Source organism: Streptacidiphilus sp. P02-A3a (assembly GCF_014084105.1).
Classification (GTDB): domain Bacteria; phylum Actinomycetota; class Actinomycetes; order Streptomycetales; family Streptomycetaceae; genus Streptacidiphilus.
The window spans coordinates 3,647,587-3,665,939 of the sequence record NZ_CP048289.1 but is presented as its reverse complement, the minus strand read 5'-3'; the positions used below and the strand labels follow the sequence as shown (position 1 = coordinate 3,665,939).

Below are 18,353 nucleotides of genomic sequence, written 5' to 3'. Positions count from 1 at the left end.
TCGGGCGGCCCGTCTCCGGCCCGGCAGCGGGCCCGCTCCCGTCGTCCCACCCGTCACCCGCCCCTCGGAGGTCAGGGTGGACGGGTGGGACGGGTGGTGTCAGACCGTGATCCGGTCCAGGTCCGGCGCGGAGGCGGTACCGCTGGCGGAGAAGGCGATCGTGTTGCTCCCGGCCTTGAGGGCGACCGTCACCGCGTAACTGCCGATCACGCTGTAGCTGCTGGCGTCGGTCTCGGGGAAGGTCACCGTCTGCGCGGTGCCGTTGACGGTGACCGTGGCGGGCTTGGCCTTGCCCACGCTCAGGTAGTAGACCGTCAACTGGTAGGAGCCGGAGCTGGGTTCGGTCACCCCGGTGAAGGTCACCGTGCCGTTGGCGCTACCGCCGACCGCGCTCACCTTCTGGCCGCCGGAGCAGGCGGTGCAGCTGTTGGCGTCGGCGCCGTTGGCCAGGGTCGCCGATTCGGCCTCGTAGCTCTTACCCCCGGCCGGGCCGGTCGCGGTCGCGGTGGGAGTCGGCGTGGGCGTGGGGGTCGGGGTGGGTGAGGCGCTGGCACTGGCACTTGGGGTGGGGGTGGGGCTGCCGGTCGAGCCGCTGGGCGGCGCGGCCGGGTTCCAGTAGTCACCGGCCATGACGATGTAGACCAGTGTCTTGATGGTCTCGCCGTAGTAGGTGTCGCCGAACGGGTTGGTCGCCAGCTGCGCCCAGATCGCGTCGGTCCAGGCCTGGTCGCCGGAGGCCATCGCCGCCGGTCCGACCGAGTCGCCCGCCTCCTCGGCCTGGGTGTCGTTGGAGACGTTGTCGTTGGCGCAGTTCAGCTTGATGTGCGGCTGGACGTTGGCCGGCTTGCCGCCGGAGAGCGACTTGAGGCAGGCCGATTCGAGCTTCGCCGTGTTGTAGGCGGTGGCGGCGACGGTGGCGCCGTTCTCCAGCGCGTCCGTGCCCATGTGCCAGGGGACCCGGATGGAGTTGTAGCCGACGATGTTGTCCGGCTGGTCCTCCTGGTAGTCGGCCGGGGCCGGTTGCGGGCTGGTGGTGTTCGCGTCGACGACGAAGTCCGAGAGCAGGCCCGCGCTGGGCGAGTACTTCGCGGTGAACTCGTTGACCACGGCCTCGGTCCGGGTGATCACCTTGGACCAGTCGTGGGCGGTGTCGTAGGCCGCGAACGCGCGCAGGTGGTCGAGCATCATGTCGGAGGGCCGGGTGTCGGTGTTCGGCCCGTCGTCCTCGCACTTGAGGTGGCCGTCGGGGGCGACGTCGTTGGCGTAGATGCTGGCCAGCCAGGCCTTGGCGGCGGCGGTGTAGCCGCCCCACTGCTCGTCGGCGAGGATCAGACCGTAGCCGATGTCCAGGTCGCCGTCGGTGGCCGCGTCCGGAGTGCCGCTGCTGTAGTACTTGCAGGTCTTCCCGTCGAGCTGCCACTGCATCAGGCCCCACTGGTCCTTGTGGTCCTGGACCAGCTGCCACAGCCCGTTGAACTCGGTCTGGGCGTTGGGGTCGTACCCGGCCATCAGCGGCACGATGTTCATGCCGTAGCCCTGGGCCTCGGAGACGGTACCGCCGTTGGTGGCGTCGTCGTCGCCCTTGGTGGAGACGTAGTACTCGTTGCTGGCGCAGCCGTGGACGAGGTAGGTGGCCTTCCAGGAGTCGTACTGCTTCTCCACGGCCGCGTCCCGGGTCGCCTGAGGGGCGGAGGGCATCACGCCGACCTTGTAGGTGACGTGGGTGGGGAAGGGGAAGGCGGGCGTGACGGCGGCCGAGGCGGTGGCGCCGCCGATCGCCGTGACGCCGAGGCCGATACAGCCGACGGCGGCGAAGGCCGCCACCAGCTTCCGGAAGTGGGGGATCGTGCGGGTATGACGGGCCATCAGCCCTGCTCCTACGTGGGAGAAGTGGGGGTGCTCGCATTTCTAGTTAGGAATCTTTCCTTACCAGATGCGGAAGAACGTAGCTTCCGACCTGTACCCGGTCAAGAGGGAGAGCGGCATCCGACGCCACGTCAAGTCGAGGCGACCGAGGAGTCCTCAAGGGATTCCTCAACGCCCACCCCGCCCCACCAGCCCGTCAGCAGCCATGCCACCGGCGAGCGCTGACAGCCCCGAGAGCAGGGACCCCGGACCGGCGAACGTAAGAGTCGAGGCTTTCGCCGTTCACATACATGACCATTGGGTACTCCCGTGATGCACCTGGAGCAGCACCGTGGACACTTGGCGAACGCGAAGCTAATCTCCACCTGAGTGCGGTCATGTATATGACGACTGTTCATAGATGAGAATCCGCCCCCCACTCACTGGAGTGATCCCCCATGTCTCGATCGTCCCGTCCCTTACTGCTCGGCTCCTTCCTCGCCGCCGGTGTCCTCCTCACCGGTGGCTCGCTCGCGGCTGCCACGACCGGCGGCGCGACGACCGGTGTCCCCGGTGACCTGGCCTGCGGCCGTGCCACCACGGCCACCAGTACCGCGACCGGTAGCCCCGGCGCGGCCACCGACTGCGACACCGCCACCAGTTGGCAGAGCGGCACCGCCCACCCGCAGGAACTCTCCGTCGACCTGGGCGCGGCGACGTCGATCGACCACGTCACCGTCGCCTGGGGCGCCGGGTACGCGACCTCGTTCAAGGTGCGCACCTCCCCCGACGGCGCCCAGTGGCACACCCAGACCACCGTGACCAGCGGCACGGGCGGCACCGAGACGATCGCGCTGCCCGCCGGTACCAGCAGCCGTTACATCGAGCTGTACCTCGAACAGCCCAGCGGCGGAAGCGGCTTCCAGGTCGCCGAGTTCGAGGTCTTCGGCGCGGCCGGCACCCCCACACCGACACCCACGCCCACACCTACGCCCACGCCGACCCCCACACCGACGCCGACGCCCACACCCACGCCCACGCCCACACCATCGGGGTCCCCCGGCGGCTCCACCCTCCAGGTCTCGACCGCGGCGCAGCTCACCGCCGCGCTCGCGGCCGTCCAGCCGGGCCAGACCATCCAACTCGCCCCCGGCACCTACTCAGGGGCGTTCCTGGCGACCACCAGCGGCACGGCCGCCGCGCCGATCACGCTGACCGGACCGGCCACCGCGATCCTCACCAACCCCGACGTCAGCGGCGACCTGGGCACCGGCTACGGCCTGCACCTGGAAGCCGACTACTGGCAGCTCAACGGCTTCAGCGTGACGGCCTCCAACAAGGGCATCGTGCTGGACCACTCCGACTACGACGTGCTCAACGGCCTGACCGTGTACGACATCGGTGACGAGGGCATCCACCTGCGCGAGTTCAGCAGCCACGACACCGTCGAGCACTCCTCGATCCACGACACCGGGCAGAAGGCGCCCGGGTACGGCGAGGGTGTCTACATCGGTACCGCCAACAGCAACTGGGGCACCTACACCAACGGGCAGCCGGACCTCAGCAACGACGACCAGGTCATCGACAACACCTTCGGTCCGAACGTCGCGGCCGAGAACATCGATGTGAAGGAAGCCACCTCAGGCGGCCTGATCAGCGGCAACAGCTTCAGCGGCAAGGGCGAGAGCGGTGCGAACTCGGCCACCGACGTGGTCGCGGTCAAGGGCGACGACTACACGGTGACCGACAACACCATGAGCAACGGGCTGGTCGACGGCTTCGAGGTCGAGCAGCTCTACACCGGCTCCGGCTGCGGCAACGTGTTCACCAGCAACACCATCACCCTGAACGCACCCGGCTACGGGTTCAACGTCAAGGACCAGAGCGACTGCGCGACCGACCCGAACGTGGTCGGCACCTCCAACACCGTCACCGGGGCGGCCGAGGGCGCCTCGAAGATCCCGGAGACCCCGGGTCTCTGACCCCGCGGGTGACCACCGCCGCGGGCAGCCGTCGGGACCTCCTCGGCGGCTGCCCGCAGCCGGTCGGCCGTGAACCGGACGGGGTCTGTGCGGGTTCCTACCGGCCGATGGCGCAGCGAGCCGCGTGCGCCCCGGACCCGCGTCGCACGGCGCGGATTCAGAGCTGGGGCAGTTCGACCGCGATCTCCCGAGTGAGCCTGTCCTGGAGCAGAGCATGGCGGAACTGGTACCTGGGCCCCTCCGCCCGTAGGATCTGGCGGTTGTAGGCATCCTCCAGGAAGCGCATACCACGGCCGGGGAAAGCACCGTGGAGACGCCACTGCAGGAACAGCAAGGAGCTGCGCCAGGCGTCGGAACTGGCGATCGTGACACATATTCCGCAGGGAACGGCGATGCCGATCGTCTGGAACACCGCGGCGACGAGGTCCTTGTTCCACATGAGGGCCTCGCGCAGACCGAAGCCCAGGCCGACGCAGAGTCCGAACAGCGCTCCGAAGGCGATGGCCCGGCGGCGCTCCCGTCTCCAGACGGCGTGCCGACCGCTTCGGATGGCCACCTGGTAGGGAAGGCGCGCGGCTCCGATGATGAGGGCGACCATGAGCGTGCCCCATATTCCGTTCAGCGGCCCCTCGACCGGGTGGAGTCCCGCGGAGACGCCATGGGGGAACGCGTATCTGAAGCCCAGCGGCAGGCCACCGGCGACCAGGCCGGGGAGCAGGGGCAGTCGTGAGTACCGGGCCTTCCAGCGGGACCACACCGTCCGCCCGGGCGCCGGGTGGACACGCATCGCGGTCAGGCCGGCCACCGCACCGGCCCCGGTGCCGGAGGCGAGGAAGACCGCACCCGCCGCCGCGATTGCGTGGGTGGTGTTGAAGCAGTAGTCGCCGGAGACGGTTCCGATGACGACCCCGACGATCGTTGCCACCCCCGGGCTGAAGCCCAACCGCCGCCTGCCGTGGTTGGCGAACCGCCAACCGAGTCCGCCGGGTCTGGAGTCGCGCAGTTCTGAGGCCGCCCCTGCCGCCGCGCCGATCACCAGGCCCAGCACCGCCCCGACCAGACTCCCGTCGCTCGCGCCGCCCCATCCTTGGGTGTCGAAACCGCCCCAGCCGTAGACCAGGGCGCCGCCGAACGCTCCTGCGAGCGTGCACACCGTGCTGAGCATGACGATCCTGGGGAATACTCGCGCCCACCGCGGCAGGTGCCGCCAGTCGAAGCTGTAGGTACCGTGTTCCGCCATCGTGGCGGCGAGGTAGCTCAACCACTGGCGAGCCTGCGCCGCCCGGTAGGGGACCGGGTCGGAGGATTCCTGCGGTTGGTAGGCGATGCAGAGGAACCGGTCCAGGAGATAGGCCATGACCTCGTCGGAGGTCGTGAACCGGTCCTCGTCCAGCAGTTCGACGAGGGCGTCGGAACGGGGGAACGCGTCGCGGACCAGGGTGAGGCTCAGCGGTATGTTGAGGGCCCTGGAGAGAATGCTGTCCGGCCGGTTCCGCAGGTGGTCCATCAGTCGTTGCCACGGCTCGGGCGCCGGTTCCACCTGCCAGCGCCGCAGGTACTCGGCAGCGACCGGGCCGGGAATCCCTACCAGTTCCAACACCGCGGCCCCGGGCAGGTGACCGGCGCGGACGGCGTCGGCGAATTCGTCGATGCGCGCGAACACCATCACCCGGGACGGGGAGTGGACAGCGATTCTCCTCAGGGCCTTCTGGCGCAGCTCCGGCGCCAGCTCGTCGAATCCGTCGAGGAACAGCGCGATCCGACCGTTCTTCACCAACGCGGCGGGAATCCCGCGCCCGTACTTGCGCTGCTTCAGGAAGGGATAGTCCTCGGCGAGACGGGCCGCCACCCAGTCGGCCAGGTCTTCACGGTTCGCATCCCATCCGGTGACGCTCAGCAGCACCGGGACCGGCACCTTGGCTCGCTCAACCGAGTTGTTCTCCAGTGCCGCGCGGTGCTCCAGCGCGGTCACCACCGTCAGCAGCGCCGCCTCGGACTTGCCGCTGCCCGGGAGGCCGAGGAGGGCGATCCGGCCGGAGGGCAGTCCACCGTAGACCTGGAACAGGTCGGCCAGCCCACCCTCCCGCAGAGCGCAGGACTCCGTCACGGGAATGCCGGGCAACGGTGCGAAGGGGCGCGAGCCGTCCGAGTCCCCCAGAGCCGCCACCATGGGGCCGGCCACCCTACGGCTGGACCACTTCCACCGCACTGGTATCGGCGCCGCCTGGGCCAGCTTCCGGTCGTGCCGGGTCTGGCGCCACTGCAGAAGCGCCGCTCGCGCCAGTTCGTCCGCCGCGGATTCCAGACCCGGTGCCCCGGCTGCCGGTGCGAGGTGGCGCGGGTCGGTCCGGTCGACCGGCCGGGCCGCCCAGCCCCTGGCCGACTCACGGTCAGCGCCGGTGCTGTCCCTGGGACTCCCGCTCCAGGGGAGCCGCGCCGGTCCCTCGGGCGGGACCGGCGCGATGCTCGCGGGGCGCTCGGGAAGTCCGGTCGGACGGCGCCATTCCGCGGACGGGCCCACTGTCGGCGCCGCTGTCGGCGCCGCGGTGTTGCGAGCGAAGGCGTAGCCGGCAGCGCGGTTGCTCAAGCGGCTCGTGGGTTCGGGCTTGCCGTCACGTTGCAGCTCGTCGGCGACCCGCTCGAAGATCGAACCGAGCGTGAGTGCCGCCGGCTGACCGGGGATGCCGCGTTCGATCACGTCAACCAGGTACTTGGTGAAGTAGGTCTGCGGTGCGGCGATGTCAGCTTCCGATTGGAACCAGGCCGTGTAGGAGGCGCCGCTGGCCATCATCAGGTAGATGCCCGCCGAGCGCGGTAACTCCGGTTGCTCCGGCCCCAGGGTGTTGCGGCCGGCGGCCAGTTCGGCGTAGCAGCAGTCCACGATCGCGATCTTGGTGGCCGCGTCGCTGGACTGGAGCGCTCTGCGAACGGCGTCGTACGTGAGACTGGTGCTGGTCCGCAGGTAGGCGTCCTCGCTGGACTCGGCCAGTGCCAGGCAGAGTGCGTCGTCGTTGTCGTACTGGCCGTGCCCGACGTAGTAGAACAACGCGACATCCGCCGCCTGGTGGAACCACCGGGTCAGCTGTTCCGGCAGGTCATCCAGCCTGCCTTGGTTGCCGAGGACCAGGAGGCGGTCCTCGGGCCAGCCGCCGCACAGCGGGCCTGCCAGCAGCGCCCGCATCCGGTTCAGACTGTGCTCGGCCGCGGGCACGGCGCTCAGGTACCGGTAGTCCCAGGTGCCGATGAGGACGGCTCTGGAGCGGGAGAAGTCGCCGTCCAGCGCGTCAGGCATCGCCGGTCCACTCGTCGAGAACAGGCTTCACCTCGGCTGCCCACGCGTCCTCGCCGACGTTGGTCCTGTTGATCGTGATACTGCGGTCCCCCGACGTCATGGTGACCGTGATGTCCGAGCGGCGGGACCGGATGAAGTCCGGCAGAGCCCTGACCACGACCGCCAGCGCACTACCGCTGCCGGTCAGCACCTCAAGGACGTCCCAGGCTCCCTGTTCCCCGGGGCCGGGTCGACCCGGGATCCGGGTGACCTCCGCGCCGGGCACCCGGCGGAGGTGCTCGTGGAGCGACCGCAGCTCGACCGGGTCGGACACGGTCACCACGATGGCGTGCCGCTGGTGCGAGGCGTGCTCGGCCGTCATGATGTGTCCCCCATCGGCTTGGTGCAACAGACGCTACGTAGACCTATTGTCACAGGAAGTGGCCCTGGTGTCATGGAAACTACGGTTCATGACAACTGACCCGCGATGCCCTTCGGGCGGCCAGTCCTGAGCTCGCTGTACCCGGGCGCTGTCAGTGTGGACCCGGCGCCGCTGTCGGATCTGCGGCGGCGCAGCACGTGCGGGGTCACCCGAACGGGCCCGCCGCGTTGCTGGTCAAGGTGTGCGCGGCAAGCGTGTTCCGTGGGCCATCGTGCCCGCGGCCGTCTCGCTGCTGCGGTCGCCCGATGGACGTGACCGATGGGAGTCCTCTCGTGGCCTACTCGCCCAAGCCCGCCACCGCCGCGACCGCCACAGCGAACCGCGAGGCGGTGGCCCGGTTCGACATGGACGACCGGCAGGACTTCGCGGACGCCGACCGCGACCTGATCGCGCCGTTCCCGGACAAGCTGCGCGGCGCGGACGGCCACCTGATCTTCGACACCGCCAAGTTCGACTACCTGTCCGACGACGCCCCGGCCCCCGACACGGTGCACCCGAGCCTGTGGCGGCAGTCGCAGCTGATGCGCAAGGGCGGCCTGTACAAGGTCGTGGACGGCATCTACCAGGTGCGGAACAACGACCTGGCCAACCTGACCGTCGTCGAGGGCGATACCGGCCTGGTCGTCGTGGACTGTGCGTCCAACGTCGAGGCCGCCTCCCAGGGCATGGCGATGATCCGCGAGCACGTCAGCGACAAGCCGGTCGCCGCCGTGATCTACACCCACACCCACATCGACCACTACGGCGGGGTCAAGGGCGTCGTCAGCGCCGAGGACGTGACCTCGGGCAAGGTGCCGATCATCGCGCCGGGCACCATCGCGTCCTTCGACAAGCACGCCATCGGTGAGAACGTCATCGCCGGCAACGCCATGTCGCGGCGGGCCGGCTACGCGTTCGGCAGCCTGCTCGAACTGGACCCCACCGGCTGCGTCACCTGCGGCATCGGCATCACCTCGCTGCCCGGCGTGACCGTCTCCTACATCTCCCCGACCGACCCAATCACCGAGACCGGTACGAAGCGGGAGCTGGGCGGGCTGGAGTTCGAGTTCCTCTACGCCCCGGACACCGAGGCACCGGAGGAGATGCACATCTGGATCCCCCAGCTGGCGGCGCTGACCTGCGCGGAGAACGCCAACCACTCGCTGCACAACATCCAGACCCTGCGCGGGGCCCGCACCCGCGACGCCCGGAACTTCGCCCGCTACCTGGACGAGACCCTGGAGCGCTGGGGCGACGACGCCCAGGTCCACTACGGTCCGCACACCTGGCCGGTGTGGGGCAACGAGGCGATCACCGGGTTCATCGAGTCCCAGCGCGACACCTACAAGTACATCCACGACCAGGCACTGCGGCTCGCGAACAAGGGCTACACCCCGCTGGAGGCGGCCGAGGAGATCGAGCTCCCGCAGGAGCTGGGCCGCAAGTGGTTCAACCGCGGCTACCACGGCACCCTGCACCACGACGTGCGCGCGGTGTTCACCAAGGAACTGGGCATGTGGGACGGCGACCCGGTCACCCTCCACCCGCACCCCCCGGTGGAGTCCGCCCGCCGGTTCGTCGACCTGATCGGCGCCGAGAAGGTCATGGCCGAGGGCAAGCGCGCCATCGACGCGGGCGACTACCGCTGGGCGGCCCAGATCCTGCACACCCTGGTCTTCGCTCAGCCCGACAACCAGGCCGCCCGCGACCTCCAGGCCGACGCCTACGAGCAGTTGGGATACCAGGCCGAGGGCCCGCAGTGGCGCGGCATCTACCTGACCGCCGCCAAGGAACTGCGCCAGGGCGTCCAGGCCGCCACCTTCGCCACCGCCAGCCCGGACACCATCCTGGCCATGCCCCTGGACATCCTCTTCGACTACGCCGCCGTCCACCTGATCGGCGACAAAGCAGCCCAGGCGAACCTGCGCATCGACTTCCACTTCACCGAAGCCGACGAGACCTGGACCATGTGGGTCAACCGCGGCGTCCTGAACGCCCGCCGCGGTGCCTCCGCCGACACCCAGCTCACCGTCACCGGCCCCAAGGCCGCACTGGTCGGAGCCCTGCTGAAGCCCGCCGCTGCCGCGCGGCTCGCCCAGGCCGGCCAGTTGACGCTCGACGGCGACAGTCAGGTCCTGCACACACTCGCCGACCTCTTCGATGAGTTCGACCCCAACTTCAACATCATCAGCCCCTGACCAAGAGCCGCCGGACCCGCCCGGCGGACGGCCTCTGTTCACCGGCCGGTGAATTCCTGATGCTTAGGACTCCTATCAGAAGCACCTGGAGCGTCCGCGCCCGCGACGCCCGTGCCTCCCTCGTTGTTGCACCGCTTGCAGACGGCCTTGACCATGCCCGCGAGTACCTTCTGCTCCTGCCGGCCCTCCCGAGGCGTACGCTAATTCCCCTCATTGTCTCGCGGCGGGCGATCCCTTAGGCCGGCGGTTGACGGTGAGCGATGGACGGCATTTGGGAGACGATGACGTCGACCGGTGTCATCCACACGAATTGCCCATGTCGGCGCGAGACGATGCCGACGACCCGGCCCGAGTCATCGAGGACGGGCGCGCCCGCGAAACCGTTGAGTTTGATGCCGTCCGGGTTTCCACTGTCGGATGGCAGAGCGGCATCCAGTTGCCAGGCTCCGTCGGCGCCGCTGGGACCCATCGTGGTTCCGGCGATCCACAGGCTCTCGCACTCGAATCCGTGTGTGAGATACAGCCTCACCCGGGCACCGGGGGAGGGCCGTGGACCCCAACGTACTCCCGGCGCCCCTGCGATCGGGGTATCGGGAGTGAGTACGGCGAAGCCTGGTTCTCCCGCGGCCCGGTACGACACCCTTGCGCGTGATCCCGCATTCCCACTGACAAGCCGCACCACCACCATCAGTCCGTCGTCTCTAGCACGGTCGGCGACGTGGCCGCGGGTGAGTACTGTCCCGTTCGCCAGGACCACCCCCATCCCGACGAGCCCCCAGTCGGGCGGCCCGGAGTGGCGCCCCATGAACACCAGCACCGTCGAGTCCGTGGATGCCGGTGCCCGCACGGTGCCGTCCCGCTCGGCTGCGGCTAGCTGGTACAGCCGCAGAAAGCGGTCAGCTTCCGCCGTCGGCTCCCTGGAGTCGATCGACCGCAGGGCCAACCACCGTACAAGGCTGTCGAGTTGTTGCCAGGCGGTGGGCCACTGCCGGCCGCTCAGCACCCTCGCCACCAGGTCGCGATTCATCGTGGCCCGGAAGTCGCCCTCCGCGAGGCCGGCGCTGATCACGCGCACCCCCGGGCCGCCCGCCGCCCGGTAGAGGGCGTGCAGGTCTTCCAGCACCACCCGCCGCGGTCCTGCCGGGAACTCCTCCAACGGCGGCAGTTCCACACCCCGTGTCCCCCTACGCGACAACGTGTCCCCCTCAGTCGACAAGTGTCAGGAAGCGTCAGGAACTCTACGGCCGCTGAGGGACCTTTATCCAGCTCCCGGCACGGACCTCGTCGGCGCCGTCAGAGCCACGCGGGGCAGTTCCGCGGTGGGTGCTTACTAGAACAAGGCGGAGCACCTGAACAGGGCGCCTCGCTCCGACCGCTCTGCCGCAGTCGACGTCGGTGCGCCGCGCGGCAGGCCCTGTCACCCTGGAGAGAATCGATGCCCCTCACCCGCAAGCCCCGCAAGCGCTTTTCCGGCGATCTCGTCGTCTTCCTCGCGGTCCTGTCGGCCGTGATCGTCTTGGTCCTGCTCGGGCACTGCACGCCTCAGCAGACGGCCGGATACACCACCGCTGCCACAGCACTTTACGCCGCGTGGTCGCCCCGCCCGCCGCAGGACGGCGGACCGCGAGGCCATGACTGACCGGCCCGGAACTCCGAAGGGTGCGTCAGCGGTTCGCTGACGCACCCGGAAAGGCCCCACCCGACGGGGATGGCAGTGGGCACCCAACGGCTGGGGCGCCGAGCACGCGAACGGCCAGATCCTCGATAGCGACTACCGCGCGAGTGGTCCAGTCAGCCGCCCGCCGCCGGTGACCGTCAGCTCCAACGTCGGCGGCGCGGCCCGGAGCTGGGTGCGGCGCCGACAGTCCAGGGGTCGCCGAGGGGCACGACGTGGTCGATCTCGATCACGTTGGATTTGCGCCCGCGCACGAAGCGGCGGTCGCGAGCTTCCTCGGATCCATCACGGCGAGTCCCTACCCACAAGTCTCCTGGATAGGCTGCTCGTGTTGGGGATTGAGCCAGCCGGGTGCACGACGAGCCGGCCGGGAACGTGGGGATCCGTCCAGCTGCACGCGCGCCCCGCCACAGCGCGGTTGCCTGGCGTCGGGGCGGGCATCCTGCGGGAGACAGCGAGGAGCGGGGGCATCATGCACGGAGGCGACAGCGACAGTAACCACCATCACCACAACAGCGGCGACTCGCCCGATGGGGAAAGCCCGGAGGTCGGTGACACCAGCGGTCCGTCCGAGGTGTGGATCATCCTGGCGACGATCGTGGCCTGCGCCGTGATGTGGGGAATCGCAATGCTCATCAACCACTGATCGACCCGGCCACGATCAACACAATCCCTCGCGTCACCTGCCAGCACCTGCGGCAGCCACCTGCGCCTGACCGCCAACCGGCTACTACTCCGAATCGCGGAGCACACCCGGGAGCGTCGTCATTCGCACCAGCCGCGTCCTTCTGCCGGGCACCACCACCGCGATGGGTTCAGTCCTGGGGGTCGCGGAGACCACCACGGCGGCCGCCGCGCCCGCAGCTGCTGAAACCCGGGCCTCGGACCTGCCACCGGACTGTTGGACTGCCGGGCCGAGGCCAAGATGGCGCCACAGGCCGCGAAGGTCACTGCCCGTCACCGCGGGGACCGGCTGGCCAAGCGGCGCAAGCAGCCGGTGCTCCGATCACGGCCGGTCAGCGCGGGGCGGGGGTCGGTTGGGTTCGCCCCCGTGCTCCAGAGCCTGGTCGACCAGGGCGCGTGGGCGGTCCCAGTGGCCGGAGGCGCCGTCCTGGACCAGTGGCCGTCCATCACCCCGCCCGAGCTGGCCGGCCACGTCCAAGCCGTCGCGTTGACGCCGACAGCGGGCAGCTGCAGCTGCGCCCGCAGACCCCGGCGCTCCTGCGGCGGATCACCGGACACGCAGGTCCAGGCATCGAGCGACACATCAAGGCCCTGACCCCGGGGCAGATCACCACTGCCCGGCCGAGGCCGCGGGTTGCCCGAGGGCGGGGCCCGCAGTCCGGGGGCCGCGAAGCCGGGAGGGTGCCTCGCCCGGCTACCGCCAGACCGTGGCCGCCTGCTGGGAAAGCCGCCCCGACAGCGGCCCGGCGCCGTCGGGGCGGGCCTCCGGCTCGTGCCCCAGACCAAGGCCATCACCCGTAAGCCGAAGCCAGACTTCACTCCGGCCCTGGACGAACGTCTGCGAGAGGCAACCTCCTCAAGCCCGCGACCGCCGGACAGCTCGTCCAGGCCGGGAAGATCACCCTCGACGGAGACGAGACCGCGCTGCGGACCCTCGGCGGACTGGTGGACGAGTTCGACTCCGAGTTCGACATCGTCACCCCGTAGCCGCCGCCGGTCCCCGGGGCCGGTTGCACCAGCCAGGGCTGCATCCGCTCGCTGCGGAGCGCGCTGGACGCCGCGAAGTGACCGCGGCCGGGGCCGGACGCCGACCGCGCGCGACGCCGCGCAGCCGGACCTCCCGACCGTGGAACCGCGCCGTATCAACTGACTTCTCCCGTAAGTAAACCGCCCCACAACGTGATTTGCCGGTAACTCGGGGGCGGACAGGACCATCCCCCTGGGCGCGGGCTTTCCCAGGGAGTGGCACGGATAGTCAGCGGAACAGGCGGAAGAAGCCGCGCACCTGCTTGACCAGCGACTCCGGCTGCTCCAGCGCGGCGAAGTGGCCACCATGCGGCAGCTCCTCGAACCAGCGCAGGTCGGTGAACCGCAGCTCGGCCTCCCGCCTCGACGGGCGGGTGATGTCGCATGGGTAGACCGACAGCCCGGATGGCGCGGTCACCTTGTCTCGGAAGTTGGCGAAGCTCTCCCAGTACAGGCGCGCCGACGACGTGGCCGACGCGGTGAACCAATAGACCGAGATCTCGTCGAGGATCGTCTGCCGCGACAACGCGTCCTCGGGATGGCCGTCGTTGTCCGTCCACGCCCAGAACTTCTCGGCGATCCAGGCGGCCTGCCCCGCCGGGGAGTCGGTGAGGCCGTAGCCGAGCGTCTGCGGCTGGGTAGCCTGGATCGCCGAGTATCCCCGGCCGGTGCGCTGCATCTCCTTCTCGGCCTCGAAATTCGCCAGCTCCGCAGGCGTCGGGTCGTCGAACGTGCCCGCCGCCACGGATCCCAGGTTCAGGTGCACGCCAGCTACCCGCTCGGGCGCCACCTCACCGAGCACCGCAGACACTGCCGAACCCCAGTCACCGCCCTGCGCGCCGTACCGTTCGTATCCCAGCGAGACCATCAACGTGTCCCAGGCGCGCGCGGTGCGAGTGATGCCCCACCCGGTCGTCGACGGCTTGTCACTCCAGCCGTACCCGGGCAACGACGGCGCGACCACGTGGAACGCGTCCGCCGGGTCACCGCCGTGCGCGCGCGGGTCGGTGAGCGGGCCGAGGACCTCCAGGAACTCAAGCACCGAACCCGGCCACCCGTGCGTGAGCACGAGCGGGAACGCGTCCGGCTCCGGCGAGCGGACGTGCAGGAAGTGGATGCCCAGCCCGTCGATCGTGTCGCGGTACTGCGGGAACACGTTCAGCCGCTCGGCGAACCCGAAGTCGTAGTCCTCGGCCCAACTGCGGCAAAGCTCCTGCGCATACGCCAGCGGCAAACCCTGTGACCAGTCGTCCACCGGCTCGCGCTCGGGCCACCGTGTCCGTCGCAATCGTTCACGCAGGTCCGCGATCCCGGCCTCGGTGATGCTGACCTCGAATGGCTCGGCGGACATGGCAAGGCTCCTTACTGGTCAAGGCGATATCGGATCAGATGCAGGTGGACCGTCATCGCAGGCTCCCACACGTGGCGTCGGGTTGGAGCGGCGGTCGGCGGTAGGGCGCCGGGTCAGGCTGAGGACGAGTCGGCCAGGGGGAGCGGACTGGCTGGCCGTCACCGAACGCACTTGGCTGGTCGTGCTGGACGACCTCACCAACCTGGAGGGCGCCCGCACCTGGTGGCCCAGGCCGTCGGCCGGGGACAACGGCCGGGTGCTGGCCACCACCCGCCGCCGCGACGCTCTGGTCTCCGGCGCCGGCCGGGCCGTGGTCGACGTCGACACCTACACCCACGACGAGGCCCTCGCCTACCTGCGCGACCGCTTCACCACCACGCACACACCCCACCTGATGGACGAACACGCGGACGACCTGGTGCGCGCGCTGGGACACTTGCCGCTGGCCTTTGGCCACGCCGCCGCCTACATGGTCAACGAAGACGTGCCCTGCGCCCTCTACCTGCAACGCTGCGGTGCCCGCCGCGCACGCCTGGACAGCCTGCTGCCACCCGGTGCCGATACCGACGGCTACGGACGCCACGTCACCGCCTCGCTGGTGCTGGCTCTGGACGCCGTCCAGCAGCACGACCCCGCGGGCCTGGCCCGCCCCGCGATCCGTCTGGCCGCCCGCCTGGACCCCGCCGGACACCCCCGGGCCCTGTGGGCCACCACCGCCTTCACCCACTACCTCGCCACCCACCGCACCCCGTCACCCGCCGAGGCGAGCGGGCCCGCTCAGGCCACGGCGGAGCAAGCCTGGACAGCCCTGCGGCTGCTGCACCAGTACGCGCTGCTGACCTGCGACTTCCAGGGCGGACCACGCGCGGTGCGCCTGCACGCCCTCACCGCCCGCGCTGTCAGGGAAGCCACCCCCGCGGCCGAGACCCCCGCGACGGTCGGGGCTGTCGCGGACGCCCTCATCGAGATCTGGCCCGCCGGCGACCACACCGCCCCGGACGTGTCCGCCGTCCTGCGCGCCAACACCGACGCCCTGGCCGCCAACACCGACGCCCTGCTGTGGCAGCCCGACGGCCACCTCGTCCTGTTCCGGACCGGAGAAAGCCTCCTTGACACCGGCCTGCACGCGATCGCTCTCAGGTACTGGCAACGCCTCGCCACCGATGCCGAGCGGCTGCTGGGCGACGAGCACCCCGGCACCACTGCGGTAGCGGATGTGTTGCGCGAATGGAGACGGTCTCTCTGAGAGGGCGCGGCTTGCGCCTGCCAGCGCCAGTAGCCGCCTCGCACCCCCAACTCGCAACGATGCAGACCCAACGAAGTACTACCAGCTGTGCTTCTGACAAGCAGGGTCCAGGAGCGGGCTGTACGGGTTCGTGCGGGAAACGGGACTTCGCCCGGCCGTTCGGGCAACCTGGCCATGCCGCTCAGCGCGGGGCCGGTCCAGGGTCTGGATCGCGCACCACACCTCGGAGCCTCCTGGGTCCGAGGGTGGGAATTGGACGGCAGGCCACCGGGGCCTGCCGTCGGGAGGGACTTCAGCCATGATTTCTCGTCGTCATCCGGCGCGGGAGTCCAGCGGCCACTGGGGCCGCAGATCGGAAGGAGCACGAATGCCTCGCAAGGGTTTCATCCGGGTCGGCGTGCTGGCGCTCGGCGCCTGCGCGATGGTGCTCGCCGCACCGGGCCTCGCCAACGCCAGCGTGTCGCCCACCCCGGTGGTCGCCGACTCGGCGTGCCAGGCCCTGGAGCTGACCAAGATCGTCGACGGCCACGACCACATGTTCGTGGACCCGACCGTCGACACGGGCAACTGCTACTACATGATCATCGATATGAACACCGGTGACACGGTCTTCCTCACGGTGTCCTCCGCGGGAGACCAGCCGCAGGCTGGTGTCAACTACGGCGGCGTCGTCTACAACAGCCCCGGCGTCTACGACGGCCCCGGCGTGAGCCTCGCCGTGGAGGTGACCGACTCGGGGGTCCCCGGTGCCGACAGGTTCGGCCCCAAGAACTGACCCTGCCGGGAGGCCCGCACGATCCGAGCGCGGGTCCGGTGCGCCGCCGCCCGTCGGGTGTCGGCACCGTTCGCGCAACACCGCCGTGGCCGGCAACCGGGCAGGGGGCAGATGGGTAACTACAACCCCGGTCCACCGAGGGCCGACCGACGGCCGCGGCATAGAGGACTGGGCTCTCGCCGTCACGGCCTACGAGCGCAGCGCCGAGGTCGTCAACGCCACCCGCCCCCGAGTCGGGGACGACAACGAGAAGCCCGACCGCCCCCGAGTCGTGGCGAGGCGGTAACGCCGGCCGACCCGCGCCGCGACCGGCCGTGCGCCTGCCGACCTTCTGTTGGGGGGAGGGGTCGGCGCGGCGCCTGGAGGATGCGTGCGGGTCACACGTTGGCTGGCCGGCGCCGACCCCTGTACAGCCCCTACCCAGGGTTCCCGCCGAGGTGCACACGAGGGGTGGACCAGTCCGGACGGTGATCCAGCCGCGGGCATGCCGTGGGGCGCACCGAACCGGTGCGCCCCACGGCATGCCCGCAGTTATCGTGTGTGCCTGGTTACCAGCGGTACCAGCGGCCGCCTCCGCCGCTGCTGCGAGCGAAGAACCCGACGACCCACAGCACCAGGACCACCACGGCGACCCACCACAGAATGTGGATGGCGAAACCCGCACCGCCCAGGATAAGGGCGAGTAGAAGAACCAGCAGAAGAGCACCCATTGTTATCATCCTCCTTCGTCACGCTGCTGCCCCCGGCTACCGGAGTTATGCGCGGCTTTCGCCCCCGTACGGGCAGCGGGCTTTTCCTGTGGGGTGACTTTGCGCTACTGGAGCAGGATGCGGTGGCGGAGTTCGAAGCTGGCGCGGCCGGGCCAGCGGCACCGATGCCGTGATCGTGGACAGGAGGAGCGTGCTGCTGCGGAACACCCGACGGCTGAGGAGCGCTCGACGGTGACCGCCCTCGGGCGGGCGCGACAGGTGGCCCGGTAGTCGGGCTCCACCTCAGATCCGCCGCGCCGTCGTGCCGTGCAGAGGGATCATGGTGAGCGGATGCGCTCCGGCCGATCCACTGGTGAAGCGGGCGATTGAGGTGCCGACGATGGTGCAGTGGGCGACTCGGTCCGTGGGCTCGTCCCTCCCGGGGGACGGGGACTCCGCCTGGCACCGCTGCTCGCCCACGGTGAGCTCGGCACCGTTCAGTAGGACTCCGTCGCCGCCCAGCTCCGCAGCTTGCCGCCGGAGCCGGGAGCGGGCGTCGGCGCGCACGCCGCCGAGCAGGGCCGTCCAGCCGTCCACCTCCCGGTTGGTGACGGAATGCAGCTGGCTCCAGCTCTCCACGTCCTCGTGCCGCACTCCGATGGACCGTCCGACGAGGAGGTCCACCGGCACCCAGCCGGCCAGGACGAGCTTGGCGAAACCCTCGCCGACCAGGTGCGTGACGAAGGGGCGGGCATCGATGTTGGCCACACCGCGTGCTCGCACGGCGGTGCCGCTGACCGTGAAGTCCATGCCCAGCGGCTCCACTTCGGACGGTGCGATCCCCACCTGCACGCCCACCACCCCGTGGCCGCCGAGCCCCGCGCAGGCGGTGCGCAGCCGCTCCAGCGCTCGGCGCCGCGCCCCTTCCAGTACCTCCACCAGGACGGCGCTGGGTGCACCGGCCCCGGACAGTGCCACGGGTGCCGGGCCCGTCGAGGCTGGGGAGAAGCGACAGTCATGTGCGTGCCAGCCGCCGGTCTCACCGCTGAGTTCGACGTGATAGGACGCCGTCCCGCGCACCCGTCCGACCGAATCGAAACCGGCCACACGGATCGCGGCGAAACCGCGCGGCGACAGCATCGCGGCCCATGGTCCGGCCGCGGACGATGACCGCGTACTCCCCGTCGAAT

Annotated in this window: 13 protein-coding genes and 1 pseudogene; 7 read left to right on the top strand and 7 right to left on the bottom strand. The window is 70.1% G+C overall.

Annotation, left to right across the window (positions count from 1 at the left end; translation table 11 throughout):
- Positions 1–99: 99 nt before the first annotated feature.
- Positions 100–1,866: a glycosyl hydrolase family 8 gene (locus GXP74_RS16605; RefSeq protein WP_182452252.1), complete on the bottom strand. Its 1,767-nt coding sequence runs from the start codon at positions 1,864–1,866 to the stop codon at positions 100–102.
- 437 nt (positions 1,867–2,303) lie between these two features.
- Between GXP74_RS16605 and GXP74_RS16600 the strand changes: the two genes are divergently transcribed.
- Positions 2,304–3,827, top strand: coding sequence for a discoidin domain-containing protein (locus tag GXP74_RS16600; RefSeq protein ID WP_182452251.1), 1,524 nt, complete (start codon positions 2,304–2,306; stop codon positions 3,825–3,827).
- A 157-nt stretch (positions 3,828–3,984) separates the two neighbouring features.
- On the opposite strand, the gene GXP74_RS16595 is transcribed toward GXP74_RS16600, so the two are convergent.
- Entirely contained in the window at positions 3,985–7,119 is a 3,135-nt protein-coding gene (locus tag GXP74_RS16595; RefSeq protein WP_182452250.1) for a caspase family protein, read from the bottom strand.
- Positions 7,112–7,480: a hypothetical protein gene (locus tag GXP74_RS16590; protein ID WP_182452249.1), complete on the bottom strand. Its 369-nt coding sequence runs from the start codon at positions 7,478–7,480 to the stop codon at positions 7,112–7,114. Before GXP74_RS16590 ends, GXP74_RS16595 begins: the two co-directional genes overlap by 8 nt.
- 305 nt (positions 7,481–7,785) lie before the next feature.
- Here GXP74_RS16590 and GXP74_RS16585 point away from each other — a divergent pair, with 305 nt between their 5' ends.
- Positions 7,786–9,717 (top strand): alkyl/aryl-sulfatase, encoded by a 1,932-nt coding sequence (locus GXP74_RS16585; protein ID WP_225447985.1) that lies wholly within the window; start codon positions 7,786–7,788, stop codon positions 9,715–9,717.
- A gap of 235 nt (positions 9,718–9,952) precedes the next feature.
- On the opposite strand, the gene GXP74_RS16580 is transcribed toward GXP74_RS16585, so the two are convergent.
- Entirely contained in the window at positions 9,953–10,888 is a 936-nt protein-coding gene (locus GXP74_RS16580; RefSeq protein WP_182452247.1) for a trypsin-like peptidase domain-containing protein, read from the bottom strand.
- Between the two features lie 264 nt (positions 10,889–11,152).
- On the opposite strand from GXP74_RS16580, the gene GXP74_RS16575 reads away from it, so the two are divergent.
- The 3 genes and pseudogenes from GXP74_RS16575 to GXP74_RS16560 all read left to right on the top strand — a co-directional run.
- On the top strand, positions 11,153–11,356 hold the full coding sequence (locus tag GXP74_RS16575) for a hypothetical protein (protein WP_182452246.1): 204 nt from the start codon (positions 11,153–11,155) through the stop codon (positions 11,354–11,356).
- A gap of 508 nt (positions 11,357–11,864) precedes the next feature.
- Positions 11,865–12,038 (top strand): hypothetical protein, encoded by a 174-nt coding sequence (locus GXP74_RS16570; protein WP_182452245.1) that lies wholly within the window; start codon positions 11,865–11,867, stop codon positions 12,036–12,038.
- 902 nt (positions 12,039–12,940) lie between these two features.
- A pseudogene (locus tag GXP74_RS16560) lies at positions 12,941–13,063 on the top strand (alkyl sulfatase C-terminal domain-containing protein); the annotation flags it as partial.
- A gap of 268 nt (positions 13,064–13,331) precedes the next feature.
- On the opposite strand, the gene GXP74_RS16555 reads toward GXP74_RS16560, so the two are convergent.
- Positions 13,332–14,453, bottom strand: coding sequence for an epoxide hydrolase family protein (locus tag GXP74_RS16555; RefSeq protein WP_182452243.1), 1,122 nt, complete (start codon positions 14,451–14,453; stop codon positions 13,332–13,334).
- Between the two features lie 181 nt (positions 14,454–14,634).
- On the opposite strand from GXP74_RS16555, the gene GXP74_RS16550 reads away from it, so the two are divergent.
- Positions 14,635–15,699: a hypothetical protein gene (locus tag GXP74_RS16550; protein ID WP_182452242.1), complete on the top strand. Its 1,065-nt coding sequence runs from the start codon at positions 14,635–14,637 to the stop codon at positions 15,697–15,699.
- A gap of 367 nt (positions 15,700–16,066) precedes the next feature.
- Positions 16,067–16,474 (top strand): hypothetical protein, encoded by a 408-nt coding sequence (locus GXP74_RS16545; RefSeq protein WP_182452241.1) that lies wholly within the window; start codon positions 16,067–16,069, stop codon positions 16,472–16,474.
- Between the two features lie 548 nt (positions 16,475–17,022).
- Here GXP74_RS16545 and GXP74_RS16540 read toward each other — a convergent pair.
- Positions 17,023–17,184: a DUF5670 family protein gene (locus tag GXP74_RS16540; RefSeq protein ID WP_182452240.1), complete on the bottom strand. Its 162-nt coding sequence runs from the start codon at positions 17,182–17,184 to the stop codon at positions 17,023–17,025.
- A 282-nt stretch (positions 17,185–17,466) separates the two neighbouring features.
- Positions 17,467–18,303 (bottom strand): heavy metal-binding domain-containing protein, encoded by an 837-nt coding sequence (locus GXP74_RS16535; RefSeq protein WP_182452239.1) that lies wholly within the window; start codon positions 18,301–18,303, stop codon positions 17,467–17,469.
- Positions 18,304–18,353 lie beyond the last annotated feature (50 nt).

What these genes read in the sequence shown, in the direction of transcription:
- GXP74_RS16590 (WP_182452249.1), bottom strand. Translation starts at nt 7,480, where the DNA reads ATGACGGCCGAGCACGCCTCGCACCAGCGGCACGCCATCGTGGTGACC.
- GXP74_RS16600 (WP_182452251.1), top strand. Translation starts at nt 2,304, where the DNA reads ATGTCTCGATCGTCCCGTCCCTTACTGCTCGGCTCCTTCCTCGCCGCC.
- GXP74_RS16545 (WP_182452241.1), top strand. Translation starts at nt 16,067, where the DNA reads ATGCCTCGCAAGGGTTTCATCCGGGTCGGCGTGCTGGCGCTCGGCGCC.
- GXP74_RS16595 (WP_182452250.1), bottom strand. Translation starts at nt 7,119, where the DNA reads ATGCCTGACGCGCTGGACGGCGACTTCTCCCGCTCCAGAGCCGTCCTC.
- GXP74_RS16540 (WP_182452240.1), bottom strand. Translation starts at nt 17,184, where the DNA reads ATGGGTGCTCTTCTGCTGGTTCTTCTACTCGCCCTTATCCTGGGCGGT.
- GXP74_RS16555 (WP_182452243.1), bottom strand. Translation starts at nt 14,453, where the DNA reads ATGTCCGCCGAGCCATTCGAGGTCAGCATCACCGAGGCCGGGATCGCG.
- GXP74_RS16585 (WP_225447985.1), top strand. Translation starts at nt 7,786, where the DNA reads ATGGACGTGACCGATGGGAGTCCTCTCGTGGCCTACTCGCCCAAGCCC.
- GXP74_RS16575 (WP_182452246.1), top strand. Translation starts at nt 11,153, where the DNA reads ATGCCCCTCACCCGCAAGCCCCGCAAGCGCTTTTCCGGCGATCTCGTC.
- GXP74_RS16570 (WP_182452245.1), top strand. Translation starts at nt 11,865, where the DNA reads ATGCACGGAGGCGACAGCGACAGTAACCACCATCACCACAACAGCGGC.
- GXP74_RS16535 (WP_182452239.1), bottom strand. Translation starts at nt 18,303, where the DNA reads ATGCTGTCGCCGCGCGGTTTCGCCGCGATCCGTGTGGCCGGTTTCGAT.
- GXP74_RS16605 (WP_182452252.1), bottom strand. Translation starts at nt 1,866, where the DNA reads ATGGCCCGTCATACCCGCACGATCCCCCACTTCCGGAAGCTGGTGGCG.